The 12,406-nt window shown below is 69.0% G+C and carries 12 protein-coding genes and 1 pseudogene; 7 read left to right on the plus strand and 6 right to left on the minus strand.

The genetic code is table 11. The annotated features are described in order from the left end of the window. On the plus strand, positions 1-2,124 hold a 2,124-nt coding region (locus QAA18_RS03295), incomplete at its 5' end, for an FtsX-like permease family protein (RefSeq protein ID WP_279410988.1). 9 nt (positions 2,125-2,133) lie between these two features. Here the strand turns inward: QAA18_RS03295 and QAA18_RS03300 are convergent. Then, on the minus strand, positions 2,134-3,084 hold the full coding sequence (locus QAA18_RS03300; protein WP_279410989.1) for a lyase: 951 nt from the start codon (positions 3,082-3,084) through the stop codon (positions 2,134-2,136). An 83-nt stretch (positions 3,085-3,167) separates the two neighbouring features. Here QAA18_RS03300 and QAA18_RS03305 point away from each other — a divergent pair, with 83 nt between their 5' ends. Further along, entirely contained in the window at positions 3,168-3,812 is a 645-nt protein-coding gene (locus QAA18_RS03305; RefSeq protein ID WP_279410990.1) for a hypothetical protein, read from the plus strand. Here the strand turns inward: QAA18_RS03305 and QAA18_RS03310 are convergent. Genes QAA18_RS03310 through QAA18_RS03330 form a run of 5 tightly spaced genes read right to left on the minus strand, consistent with a single transcriptional unit; the run spans position 3,778 to position 7,436 of the window. Next, a complete protein-coding gene (locus QAA18_RS03310; protein WP_279410991.1) occupies positions 3,778-5,184 on the minus strand; it encodes an MATE family efflux transporter in 1,407 nt (468 codons plus the stop codon). The genes QAA18_RS03305 and QAA18_RS03310 overlap by 35 nt on opposite strands. Before the next feature lie 37 nt (positions 5,185-5,221). After that, on the minus strand, positions 5,222-6,016 hold the full coding sequence (locus QAA18_RS03315; protein ID WP_279410993.1) for an MOSC domain-containing protein: 795 nt from the start codon (positions 6,014-6,016) through the stop codon (positions 5,222-5,224). A gap of 1 nt (position 6,017) precedes the next feature. After that, positions 6,018-6,266, minus strand: a complete 249-nt coding sequence (locus tag QAA18_RS03320) for a hypothetical protein (protein ID WP_279410995.1) — start codon at positions 6,264-6,266, stop codon at positions 6,018-6,020. Continuing rightward, positions 6,263-6,712, minus strand: coding sequence for a hypothetical protein (locus QAA18_RS03325; protein WP_279410997.1), 450 nt, complete (start codon positions 6,710-6,712; stop codon positions 6,263-6,265). Before QAA18_RS03325 ends, QAA18_RS03320 begins: the two co-directional genes overlap by 4 nt. A 55-nt stretch (positions 6,713-6,767) precedes the next feature. Then, on the minus strand, positions 6,768-7,436 hold the full coding sequence (locus QAA18_RS03330; RefSeq protein ID WP_279410998.1) for a DsbA family oxidoreductase: 669 nt from the start codon (positions 7,434-7,436) through the stop codon (positions 6,768-6,770). A 54-nt stretch (positions 7,437-7,490) separates the two neighbouring features. Here QAA18_RS03330 and bla point away from each other — a divergent pair, with 54 nt between their 5' ends. The 5 genes and pseudogenes from bla to QAA18_RS03355 form a co-directional block, all read left to right on the plus strand. Continuing rightward, complete coding sequence (gene bla / locus QAA18_RS03335; protein ID WP_343226737.1) at positions 7,491-8,336, plus strand: subclass B3 metallo-beta-lactamase; 846 nt, start codon at positions 7,491-7,493, stop codon at positions 8,334-8,336. 296 nt (positions 8,337-8,632) lie between these two features. Next, complete coding sequence (locus QAA18_RS03340; protein WP_279411000.1) at positions 8,633-9,043, plus strand: SRPBCC family protein; 411 nt, start codon at positions 8,633-8,635, stop codon at positions 9,041-9,043. Positions 9,044-9,110: 67 nt separating this feature from the next. Next, a pseudogene (locus QAA18_RS03345) lies at positions 9,111-10,553 on the plus strand (SDR family oxidoreductase); the annotation flags it as partial. A gap of 85 nt (positions 10,554-10,638) precedes the next feature. Beyond that, a complete protein-coding gene (locus tag QAA18_RS03350) occupies positions 10,639-11,826 on the plus strand; it encodes a putative porin (RefSeq protein ID WP_279411004.1) in 1,188 nt (395 codons plus the stop codon). Between the two features lie 72 nt (positions 11,827-11,898). Beyond that, the coding region (locus QAA18_RS03355) for a biotin/lipoyl-binding protein (protein ID WP_279411006.1) at positions 11,899-12,406 on the plus strand (508 nt) is incomplete at its 3' end.

Consider the following 12,406-nt stretch of genomic DNA (forward strand, 5'->3'; position numbering starts at 1 on the left):
CCCCCCCACGACGCCGGCGGCGTTCCGGAACCGGGCACGCTGTGGCTGGGCCGCGCCGGCGCCGAAACCCTCGGCGCCCGCGTCGGCGACACGATCGGCATCGGCGATGCGCGGCTGCGCCTGGCGGCGCTGGTGGCGCAGGAACCCGACGCGGCGCTGGACTACTTCAACGTCGCGCCCAAGGTCTACCTCAGCCTCGACGACCTCGCGGCCACCGGACTGGTGCAGGAAGGCAGCCGCCTTCGCTACCGCCTGATCGTCGCCGGACAAGCGGACGCGGTCGAAGGTTTCGTCGCGGTTGCGCGGTCGGAACTGGGGCGCGGCCAGCGCCTGGAAACCGTACGCGACGCGCGCCCGGAATTGCGCTCCGCACTCGACCGCGCCGGCCGTTTCCTCGGCCTTGCCGCGCTGGTCTCGGTGATCCTGGCGGCGGTCGCGGTGGCGATGGCTGCGCGCCGCCACAGCGAACGCCACCTCTCCGGCACCGCGGTGATGCGCTGCCTCGGCGCGAGCCAGCGCACGCTGGTCTCGGTGCACGTGGGCGAGCTGCTGATACTCGGCGTCATCGCCAGCGCGGTGGGCGTGGCCATCGCATTCCTCGCGCAATGGGTGCTGGGCGCGTGGTTGGCGCAGAAGCTGGCCATCGACATTCCCGCGGCAGGCGTGATGCCGGCCTTGCAAGGCATGGGCGTGGGACTACTGGTGCTGCTCGCCTTCGGTGCGCCGCCTGTGCTCGCATTGCGCCGCGTGCCGGCGTTGCGCGTGCTGCGCCGCGACCTGGACCACCGCGAACCCTCCGCATGGGCGGTGATCGCGCTGGGCCTGGGCGGACTCGCCGCACTACTGTGGTGGCAGTCGGGCTCGGCGACGCTGGCGATGGCGCTGCTCGGCGGCCTGGCCGCGACGTTCGCCGCACTCGCGCTGCTCGCGTGGCTGCTGATCGTGCTCGTGCGGGCCCTGCGCACGCGCCTGCGCGGCAGCCTGCGCTACGGCTTGGCCAACGTCAGCCGGCGACCGGCGGCAAGCATTGCCCAGGTCTCGGCCATGGGCGTCGGATTGATGGCGCTGCTGCTGCTCACCTTCGTGCGCACCGACCTGCTCGACCGCTGGCAGCTGGCGCTGACCGAAACCGCGCCCAACCGCTTCATCATCAACGTGCAGGACAACCAGGTCGACGCGGTGCGCAAGCATCTCGCCGATGCCGGCATCGGCGCGCCGGAGCTTTATCCGATGGTGCGCGCGCGCCTGGTGGGCATGAACGGCAACACCGTCACCGGCGCCGATTTCGAGACCCGCGGCGGCCGCGCACGGCGGATGGCCGAACGCGAGTTCAACCTGTCGATGGCCGATACGCTGCGCGCCGACAACAAGGTGGTCGCCGGCGCGTTCTGGACCGCACCGCCGGCGACACCGGAACTGTCGGTGGAAGAAGAGTTCGCCAACGACCTCGGCTGGAAGGTCGGCGATCGCATCGCCTTCGACATCGCCGGGCAGCGTTTCGAAGCGCCGATCACCAGCCTGCGCAGCGTGGAGTGGGAAAGCTTCCGCCCCAACTTCTTCGTCATCGCCTCGCCGGGGGCACTGGATTCCTACCCCGCCAGCCACATCACCGCCGTGGTCGTGCCGCCCGGGGCGACGCACTTCACCGCCGACCTGGTGGACGCGTTCCCCAACCTGACCGTGATCGACATCGACGCGGTGCTGGACCAGGTGCGCAGTACCGCCGACCAGGTGTCGACCGTGGTCGAGGTGGTGTTCTGGTTCTCCTTCGCTGCCGGCCTGCTGGTGTTGATGGCCGCGGTGAGCGCCAGCCAGGACGAGCGCCTGCTCGAAGGCGGGGTGATGCGCGTGCTCGGCGGCAGCCGCCGCCAGCTGCGCCTGGCGCAGGCCTCCGAGTTCGCGGCGATCGGCCTGCTCTCCGGCCTGACCGCCGCCGTCGCCGCGTCGCTGCTGGCCGGCGTCCTGGCCACGCAGGTCTTCGACATGCCATGGGAAGCGGACTGGGGCATGGCCTTCGCCGGCGCGGGGCTCGGTGCTGCCGCGGCGCTACTGGCCGGCCTGTTCGCGACGCGGCGCGTGCTCGATGCGCCGCCTTCGGTGACGCTGCGCGAACTTGAGAACTAGTCCGGGCGTCTAGTCGTCGTAGCGCACGACCACGAGCCGGTCGGTGCCCGACTCGGCGCCCCACGCCTCGCCCGCGCGTCCGAGCATCTGCCGGACCGCGGCGTTGGGGCGGTTGCTGGGGAAGCTGTCGAAGGTCTCGGTCGCGGGATCGAAACGGACGATGGCGTTGGCGCTGAAATCGGTCAGCCAGACCTTGTCGTGCTCGTCGACCCACACCGAGTACGCGCGCGGATGTTCGCCGGGCAGCTTCCACGCCTGCCAGCCCTTGCCCGGCTCGTGCACGCTCACCTGGCCCGAGTTCCACTCGCTGACCCAGATCCTGCCTTTCGAATCGCTCCACACGCGCCGCGCACCCTGGTTTTTCGTGGGCGGATCGATCGGGGTGGCGGCGCCGGTCTTCGTGTCGATGCGCGCGATGTGGCTGCCGGCCAGCGAGGCGTAGTACACCTCGCCAGATGGTGTGGTGGCGATGCCGTACGGCCCCCGGCCGCGCGGCGACTCCCACACTTCCACCTTGCCGCTCTTCGGGTCGACACGCCCGTGGTAACCGGCCTGTCCGGTGAACCACAGCACGCCATCGCCATCGAACGTGGCGGTATTCAGATTGGTGTATTCGTCGATCGGCAGCGGATAGTGCGTGACCTCGCGCGTGTCCGGATCCACGCGCACGATCGCGTTGAGCCCGCCGTCGGTGATCCACAGCGCCTTGTCCGGGCCGATGATCACGCCGTGCGGGCGCGACCCCTCACCCAGGGCAATGTGCTCGGTCTTGCCGGTGGCCGGATCCAGCCGGCCCAGCGCCCCCTGGTGCTGCGCGGTGTACCAGACCGGGCCGCCCGGACGCGGGTCGGCCGCGACGTCGTGCGGGTGGGCGCCGGCGGGTACCGGATAATATGCGACCTCGGCGGCCGCCGCCGGCGCCGACAGCAAAAGCAGTGCGAAAACAAGCAGCGTCTTCATTCCCGTCTCCTGCCACGGTTGCCTGGCCAGAGCCTACCCCACATTCACCCCGGCACGACCGCCCCCGCCCTAGTTTCGCCCGCGTGGCCCACGACATCTTCCTCGAGCACAACGGAATCCTGCGGGTACGCTACTCGGGCCAGATCGGCATCGAGGAACGCAGGATCGTCGCCGAACGGGTCTTCGGATCCCGGGCTTACGACCACATCAGCCGCTTCCTGCTCGACTACCGGCTTGCGACCCACCTGGCCTCCGATCCGGAGACCGCGCGGAAGACGGCGCACTACCTGGCCGAGCGCCTGCGCGGCCGCAACGCGCGCGTTGCGTGGCTGGTGACCTACGACCACCAGCTTGCGCCCGAGGTAGAGGAACTCGCCCGCGAGTTCGGCCTGGCGAACCGGCGTTTCCGGGAGTACTTGCCCGCGATCGCCTGGCTGCAGCGCACCGACACCGATGATGGCGCCGAGGCCGCCGAGCCCGAGGTCATGGGACTGCCGAGCGCGACCCTGTCGCCACCACGGCGCGCACTGATCCTGGCGATGGAGGCCTGCGCACCGTTCCCGCAATTGCCGCCGCTGCAGTTCGCCGCGCTGGCCCGGATCCTGCAGGAACTGCTGGACGAAGGCCTGGACGAGGCAAGGGTCCAGTCCCTTGCCGCGCGCATGGTCGAGATGGTGTATGGCTTGCCGGCGCCTAGACCTGCGCCGTCTTCCACCGGCCGCGGCTGAACAGCCACAGGGTGAACAGCCCCACCGCGGTTTCGGAGAAGAACACCGCCCAGAACACGCCTTCCGAGCCCCAGTCCAGGTGCAATGCCAGCCACCAGGCCAGCGGGATCTGCAGCATCCAGAAGAACACCAGGTTGATCCATGTCGGGGTCGCGGTGTCGCCGGCGCCGTTGAATGCCTGCACCGAGACCATCCACCAGCCGTAGACGAACAGCGAATAGGACACGATGCGCAGCCACTGGCCGCCGACCTCGATCACCCGTGCGTCGCTGCTGAACAACGCGACGATGTCGTCGTGGAACAGGAAGAAAAGAAGCGACACACCCAGCAGGTAGGCCATGTTGTACCAGCCGATGTGCCATACCGAGGCTTCGGCGCGGTCGGGCTGCGAAGCGCCCAGGTTCTGGCCGACCAGGGTCGCTGCGGCATTCGACATGCCCCAGGCCGGCATCATCACGAACATCAGCGTGCGCAGCGCGATCGTCGCGCCGGCGACGGATTCCGCGCCGAGGCTGGCCAGGATCCGCACCAGGAAGATCCAGGAGGTCATGCCGATGATCATCTGGCCGATGCCGCCCAGCGACGTGCGCACGATGTTCCAGGCCGTGGCACCGTGCCAGGCCAGGTGCGAGGCCAGCACGCGGATGTGCTTGCCGCCATGGAACAGGATCCACAACTGCATCAGCACGCCGGTGCCGCGGCCGATGGTGGTGGCGATGGCTGCGCCCTCCACGCCCATCGCCGGAATCGGCCCGAAGCCGAAGATCATGATCGGGTCGAGGATGATGTTCAGCGCATTGGCGATCAGCAACACGCGCATGGCGATCGCGGCATCGCCTGCGCCGCGATAGATCGCGTTGATCACGAACAGCAGCATGATCACCGCGTTGCTGCCCAGCGCCCACTGCATGTAGCCCACGCCGTGTTCCAGCGTCCAGGCATCGGCGCCCATCAGCGCCAGCAGTTCGCGCGCCCACACGATGCCCACGATCGCGAACGGCACCGAGGCCGCCAAGGCGATCCAGATCGCCTGCACGGCGCTGATCGCGGCCGCCTCGTGGTTCTCTTCCCCGACGCGGCGCGCCACCACCGCGGTCACCGCCATCGCCAGGCCCATCGCGATCGAGTACAGGAGGAAGAGGTAGGTTTCCGTCAGCCCGACAGTGGCCACCGCAGACGCGCCCAGCCTGGCCACGAACCAGATGTCGGCCACCGCGAAAGTGGACTCGAGCACCAGCTCGAGTACCATCGGCACCGCGAGCAGGAACACCGCGCGGCGCAAGGGGATCTTCGTGTAGTCGGCGCCGGTACCACGGATGGCGTCGCGCACTTCCGTCCACAGCGAACGGGCGGTTGGCGTCTCTTGCGTCATCCGTCGAACTCCGGGCCTAAGGACGCGCGATGTTACGTCAGGACAGGACCTCGACGCCATCGCCGATCCGCAGCACCCTGCCGCCGCGCGGGATGACATTGCGCCCGAAGGTGACGCCTTCCGGCCCTCGGCGGTAACCGATCAACGTACGCAGCGGTTCGCCCGAAGGATCGCGCTCGCCGCGCGCCGGATCCACCGTGGTGAACACGCAACGCACGCAGGGCGGCCCGATATCCAGTTCCGCATCGCCGATGCGGATGCGTTTCCAGGTGTCCTCGGCATGCGCCGGCGCACCCGAGACCACGAGATTCGGGCGGAAGCGCAGCATCGGCACCGGTGTCGCCAGGCGCTGGTTGAGGCCATCCAGCGCGGCCTGGGTGATGAGCAGCACCGGAAAGGCGTCGGCGAAGCTGACCTCGTCGCCGGGGCGCGCGTGTTCGGACTGCACCGGGCGATGCACGCCTGCATCCATGTGCACCAGGCGTACCGGCTTGCCGAGAAACTGCGACAACCAGGCGTCCGCATCCGCGGCGCACGGACGTGCCAGTACCGAGCTCTTCCACACCGTGACCGGAATCGACGCACCAGCTGGCGGCACGGGCACGTGCAGATCCGGCATGTCCGGCGCCTGCAGCCGCAAGCCGTCTTCGTTCGGAATTGCGCGCACCAGCGTCAACCGCGGCGACTCTCGCCCGGTGATGAAGCGGCCGGAAGCATCGACCACCATCCAGCGCCGGTCGTGCTCGAGCCCGCGCCAGTGCAGCCGGGCCGATTCCACCGCCAGCGGCGCGCAGGATTTCAACGGATGGATGAAAAGCCCGGACAGTTCCATGTCAGCCGGACAACCCATGGGCATCGGATGCGGACAGATCGAGGCCGTAAAGTTCCTTCAGCGTGGCAATCCGCTGCAGGGTGTCGTCGGAGAACGGCACCTTGCCTTCGAAGCCGTGCAGCACCATGCCCTCGAGCAGGTCGCCCAAGGTCATGTCCTTGTACTCGGCCAGTGCCTTGAGCACCTTCAGGATCCGCTTCTCGATGCGGATGCCGGTCTGCACCCGCTCAACAGCAGCCCTGCCGCTCATGCGTGTCCCGCCACGCCCAGCCCCAGGGCTTTCGCGACCGGTGCCTCCCAATGCCGGATATGGGAAGCGTCGAAGCTTTCCATTTCGCGCCTGCCCTCCTTCGACAGTCCGGTGATCCGATACTCGACGTCGACGCGCGTACCGTCGGCTTCGGTCGTACAACGCACGGTGATCCAGCGCTGCTGGTAGTCCGGCGTAGTGGCCAGGTATTCGGCGACGTACGCGACAGGATCGTGGCGCAGCACGGTCCACACTTCCCGGCGCCCGTCGCGGTCGAGGAAGAACACGCTTCCCGCCTCCAGCGACAGTTCCTGGGGATGGACGGGCAACGGGTCCCAACCGTCGACCCAGTCCTTCTCGGCGATGGGATCGAACAGCGCAAATACCCTGGCGACTGGGGCAGGCACCAGGAAATGGTGGCGGGCGGCGACGCGGGAGGCGGTCATCGGAGTGTCCGTGGGTGAACGTTAGATACAAAGGTACATTGGTACCAACCGCCCGTCAAGTTTGCTCCCCTTTTGCCGCCGCCACTTGCCGCAGCGCCTGCTCGAATACCTCCGGCGGCTGCCCGCCGGAGACCAGGTGCTTGCGCTCCAGGATGATCGCCGGCACGGCGCGGATCCCGGCCTGCATGAAGTACTGCTCGTCGGCGCGAACTTCCTCGCCAAACGCGTCGGAGGCGAGCACCTCGCGGGCACCCGTGCCCGGCAGGCCCGCGTTTTCCGCAATTGCGACCAGCGTGTCGTGGTCGGCGATGTCGCGCCCCTCGGTGAAGTAGGCGCGCAGAAGCGCTTGCTTGAGCGCGTGCTGGCGTCCTTCCGGCCTCGCCCAGTGCAGCAGCCGGTGGGCGTCGAAAGTGTTGTGGATACGGCGGCGGCGCGCCATGTCGAAGGTGAAGCCGAGTTCGGCGCCGCGGGCGCGGATCGCTTCCTGGTTGGCCGCGACCTGCGCGTCGTCCATGCCGTACTTGCGCTTGAGATGCTCCACGGCATCGTCGCCTTCCGGGCCGAGCTGCGGATTGAGTTCGAACGGCTGGAAATGCAGGTCGACCACAACTTCGTCGCGGACCCGTTCCAGCGCGCGTTCCAGCGAAGCCAGGCCGATGGCGCACCAGGGACAGACGACGTCGGAGACGAAGTCCACGCGCAGGCGGATCGGCGGAGTGTCCATGCCGTGCAGGGTAGCGCGACCCGGCATAATCGGGTGCCAACGCCGGAGACTCCCATGTCGCGATTGCTGCTGCTGCTTGCGTGCGTGCTGCTGTGCAACACCGCCTTCGCCCAGTCCACCGCAGTGCTTCCCCAGGCCGAGGCTTATACGACCCGCGAGTCCTGGCGCCAGCCGACGCCGCCGGTGCGCATCGCCGACAACACCTGGAACATCGGCACCGTCGGCCTGAGCGCGCTGCTGGTCCGTACGGACGCGGGCGCGATCCTGATCGACGGCGGCGTGCCGCAGGCCGCCGACATGCTGCTGGCGAACATGCAGTCGCTGGGCGTGGCTCCGGCCGACCTGGAGCTGATCCTTTCCAGCCACGCGCACGGCGACCACGTCGGCCCGCTGGCGGCGGTCAAGCGCGCCACCGGCGCGCGCGTGGTCAACAGCGCGGAATCGGCCTGGCTGATGGCCCACGGCGGCGCCGACGACATCCATTTCGGCGACGCCATCCTCTATCCCCCGGTGCAGACCGACCGCGTCGTGCGCGACGGCGAAGTGGTGGAGCTGGGTGGCATGCGCCTGACCGCACACTTCATGTCCGGCCACACGCCCGGCAGCACGGCCTGGACCTGGACCGACACGAAGGACGGCAAGCCGGTGCGCATCGCCTACGTCGACAGCCTGACCGCACCGGGCTACACCGTGCACGGCAACCCGCGCTATCCGCGGCTGGCCGAGGACTACGCGCGATCGTTCGACGTCGTGCGCGCCCTGCCCTGCGACGTCCTGGTGACGCCACATCCTGATTTCAGTGGATGGAATTACGCGGATGCGGGGAACCCGCAGCCGGAGCCGGTGAGCTGCCGGGCCTACGCCGACAGGGCCGAAGCGGCGCTCGCGGACGTCAAGTGACGCGGAACCGCGGCAGGGGCGAGTGGCGCGGGATGTAGCCCGCCGCCTGCTGGCGGCGTCGGCGCGGCGCTGCCGGATTGCCGGCGGGAACCGGGACGGGGACCAGCGCGGGGTCTATCCTCGTGGACAGGGGCTGGTGCCTGGTGCTGCGATGGGCCTTGCCCCGGGTCTTGCGGCGCAGCTTCCTCGGCGGACGGCTGCGGAAGAACATGGACATGACGGTTGCCTTGATTTCGGGTACCTCCTTTTTTGCAAAATATTCCCTGAAAACAACAATTTACAGGAGAAATTATAGCATGAAACTGACCGTGGAGACAGTCGTCGACACCGACCTCGCCAAGGCCTGGTCCGCGTACAACTCGCCCGAGGACATCGTCCGCTGGAACGCCGCCTCGGACGACTGGCATTCGCCGCGCAGCGAAGTCGACCTGCGCGAGGGCGGCACCTTCTGCACCCGCATGGAAGCCCGGGACGGCAGCATGGGCTTCGACTTCGGCGGCACCTACACCCGGGTCATCCCGCAGGAACTGGTCGCCTATCGCCTCGGCGACGGCCGCGAGGCGACCGTGCGTTTCAGCCAGGAGCCCGAAGGCGTGCGCGTCCGCGTCGAGTTCGACGCCGAGACCATGAACCCGCCGGAAATGCAGCAGCAGGGCTGGCAGGCGATCCTCGACAACTTCGGACGCTACGTCGAAGGCAAGGGATAATGCCGGCCCCGCGCGCGCCACGGATCCATCCTTGACCGAAATTGCCGATACCCGCCTCGAGCCGACCCTGGCGTTGCTCGAGGACATCGTTGCCGACCGCAGCCTGCTCGCCGCCCTGCCCGAAGAACAGCGCAAGCGCCTGCTGCAGGCCGTGGCCCTCGTCCACCATCCGGAACCGCGCACGCGCCGCCGCGAGGCCAAGACACGGGCACGCGAGCTGGCCCGGGAGAAGGCGCGCAGGACCGAAGCGCTGCTCGATCGCACCGGCATCCGCACCCTGCGCAGCAAACCGGTGTTCTCCACGCCGAACTATTTCCCGCCGCAGCCGCCGGGCCAGCACGATCCGCACAACCGCGCCACGGATCCGGTCTCGCACAACGAGTCGCCGGAACTGCTGCACTGCTACGTGTGCAAGCGCAAGTACACGCAGGTGCACCATTTCTACGACCAGCTGTGTCCGGCGTGCGCCGAGCTCAACTTCTTCAAGCGCACCGAGACCGCCGACCTGCACGGCCGCGTAGCGCTGCTCACCGGCGGGCGGGTGAAGATCGGCTATTACGCCGGACTGAAACTTCTGCGCGCTGGTGCGGAGCTGATCGTGACCACGCGCTTCCCGCGCGACTCGGCCGCGCGCTACGCGGCCGAACCGGACTTCGCCGACTGGGGCCATCGCCTGGAAGTGTTCGGCCTGGACCTGCGCCACACGCCCAGCGTCGAGGCGTTCTGCGCGCAGCTGCTGGCCGAGCGCCCGCGCCTGGACTTCATCATCAACAACGCCTGCCAGACCGTGCGCCGCCCGCCTGCGTTCTACGCGCACATGATGGAAGGCGAGCGTGCGCTGCAGACACAGTCATCGTCGGAGGCCAGGCAACTGGTCAACGCCGCCAACGCCATCACCTCCGCCGAGCTTTCGCAGGTGGCCCTGCTGCCGGAGGAACTGCTCGGGCAGTCGCACCTGTTCCCGGCCGGACGCCTGGACCAGGACCTGCAGCAGGTCGACCTGCGCGGGCGCAATTCCTGGCGCCTGCAGATGCACGAAGTGCCGTCGGTGGAACTGCTGGAGACGCAGCTGGTCAACGCGGTCGCGCCGTTCATCATCAACGCCAGGCTCAAGCCGCTGATGCTGCGCACGCCCGACGGCGAGGTCCCGACGCGCGACAAGCACATCGTCAATGTGTCCGCGGTCGAAGGCCAGTTCTACCGCAACTTCAAGACCACCAAACACCCGCACACCAACATGGCCAAGGCGGCGCTCAACATGATGACGCGCACCTCGGCCGCCGATTACCACGGCGACGGCATCCACATGAACAGCGTCGACACCGGCTGGGTGACCGACGAGGATCCGGTCGAGATCGCCGCGCGCAAGCGCATCGAGGAGCGCTTCCACCCGCCGCTGGACATCGTCGACGGCGCGGCCCGCATCGTCGACCCGATCATCCACGGCTTCAACACCGGCGAGCACGTGTGGGGCCAGTTCCTGAAGGACTACGCGCCGACGGACTGGTGAAAACAGGGGCGGCCTTGACGCAAATCAGGGCCGGTCCGCCGGGGAAGCGCGAAGCTGCCGCCACGCCAAGCGAGCAGCCTCCCCCATGGACGCCAAAGCCACTGCCTCACCCCGCCGCCCGGCGCAACGCGCCGCCACTTCCGCGCTCCTGGCCGTGGCAGGGCTCGCCATCAGCCTGGGCGCCTTCGCCGCCCCTGCCGACCCGCCGGAATGGAAGCTCAGCGGCGACCTGCGCGGCGGCTGGTTCGCCAGCGAGCAGACCGCGCGCAACGGCGATGAAACCGACCAGGACGCGTTCAACGCCCGCCTGCGCGTGGCGATCGAGCGCAGCCTCGGCGAACGCTGGTCGGTGCGTACGCGCGTCGCCGGCCGCTTCAGCAGCGACCAGGGCGGCACCCATGCCTATCTGCGCGGCTACGCGCCTACGCGCTCCGGCGCGGCCTTCGGCGACGTCACGCTCGACGAGGCCTACGTCGGTTACCAGGCACCCGATAACGGAATGCGATTGAAGGTCGGCCGCTTCCAGACCGCTTTCGCGGTGCCCGGCGTCGCCTCCAAGGGCCTGGACCGCAACGACAGCCCCAACATCGACGTGCAGTGGACCGACGGCGTGCACCTGGACGTGCCGGTGGCCGGCGACTGGCGCGGCCACGTGATCGCGCAATACCGCCACGAGAACGGCAGCGGTGGGGTTGCGCACGCGCCGTTGGACTTCGCCGACGATGGCAGCCGCACCACGCTGTTCCTCGGCCTTGAGAACAAGCAGCGCGTGGGGCCGATCACGCAGCGCATGGTGTCGCTGACCTGGATGCCGGACAGCGTCGCCACCCAGGGCCTGGGCAATCCCGTGCGCGACGACTACACCGCGATCGATGCGCGCATCGCTGCCGAGTGGCCGCTGGGCCGGGGTGGCGCGCGCTTCGTCACCGGCGCCGAGGTCGGCTACGCGTTCGAGACGCCGCAATACACCGCCACCAACATCGGCGGCAGCGGCGACACCGGCGGCTTCGCCTGGCAGGTGCAGGCCAGCGTCTACGACTTCGCGCCGAAGCACCACATCGGCGTGGCCATCGGCCGGGCCGATGCCGGCTGGCTGCTCTCGCCGGACTACCGCCCCAACGACCGTTCGGCCGAGATTCGTTACCAGTGGCAGTTCCTGCCGAAGACCTCGATGGAGGCTCGCTTCCGCGAGCGCACCGAGCTCGAGCATCCGGCTGCGACCCGGGCGCGGGTCGATCGCGACGTCTACCTGCGGATCACGCACAAGTTCTGACCCGGCGAGCCGCGGTTTTCGCTGCGGCCGGTTCTGCGCGAAGATGGGGTCACGTTTCCCCCGGGTGGAGCCATGGCCGCATCCTTCTTTCGCCGCACCTGGTTTCGCGTGGCCTTGGCGCTCGCTGCGGTCCTGCTCGCCGCCTGGGCCATCGCCGCGCTGCGCGGCCCGGCCTTGCCCGGCTACGACGTGGTCGCAGGCCCGCTGGTGCAGGACGTGGTCGCCACCGGGCGCATCACCGTGCCCTCGCGGGTCACGGTCGGGGCCGAGATCGCCGGGCTGGTGCTGGAACGCCGGGTGATGGAAGGCGACCGGGTCGAGCCCGGCGACGTGCTGGTGGTGTTGCGGGCCCAGGACCTGGAGGCGCGCCGCGACGAAGCCCGCGCGGCCCTGGCGGCCCTGCGCGAAGCCGAGCGCCCCGAGGCCGAGGCGCAACTGCGCGAAGCCCGTGCCCGCCTCGCCCAGGCCGAGCGCGAACACGCCCGCCGCCGCGATCTGGGCAAGGACCAGCTGGTCTCCAGGGAAAGCGTCGAGCAGGCCGCGCAGACCGTGGTCGCCGCGCGCGCGGCGGCCGAGCAGG

Origin of the sequence: Luteimonas sp. 8-5, from assembly GCF_029763755.1 — a bacterium.
GTDB lineage: Bacteria > Pseudomonadota > Gammaproteobacteria > Xanthomonadales > Xanthomonadaceae > Cognatiluteimonas.

What these genes read in the sequence shown, in the direction of transcription:
- QAA18_RS03300 (WP_279410989.1), bottom strand. Translation starts at nt 3,084, where the DNA reads ATGAAGACGCTGCTTGTTTTCGCACTGCTTTTGCTGTCGGCGCCGGCG.
- QAA18_RS03310 (WP_279410991.1), bottom strand. Translation starts at nt 5,184, where the DNA reads ATGACGCAAGAGACGCCAACCGCCCGTTCGCTGTGGACGGAAGTGCGC.
- QAA18_RS03315 (WP_279410993.1), bottom strand. Translation starts at nt 6,016, where the DNA reads ATGGAACTGTCCGGGCTTTTCATCCATCCGTTGAAATCCTGCGCGCCG.
- QAA18_RS03320 (WP_279410995.1), bottom strand. Translation starts at nt 6,266, where the DNA reads ATGAGCGGCAGGGCTGCTGTTGAGCGGGTGCAGACCGGCATCCGCATC.
- QAA18_RS03325 (WP_279410997.1), bottom strand. Translation starts at nt 6,712, where the DNA reads ATGACCGCCTCCCGCGTCGCCGCCCGCCACCATTTCCTGGTGCCTGCC.
- QAA18_RS03330 (WP_279410998.1), bottom strand. Translation starts at nt 7,436, where the DNA reads ATGGACACTCCGCCGATCCGCCTGCGCGTGGACTTCGTCTCCGACGTC.
- bla (WP_343226737.1), top strand. Translation starts at nt 7,491, where the DNA reads ATGTCGCGATTGCTGCTGCTGCTTGCGTGCGTGCTGCTGTGCAACACC.
- QAA18_RS03340 (WP_279411000.1), top strand. Translation starts at nt 8,633, where the DNA reads ATGAAACTGACCGTGGAGACAGTCGTCGACACCGACCTCGCCAAGGCC.
- QAA18_RS03350 (WP_279411004.1), top strand. Translation starts at nt 10,639, where the DNA reads ATGGACGCCAAAGCCACTGCCTCACCCCGCCGCCCGGCGCAACGCGCC.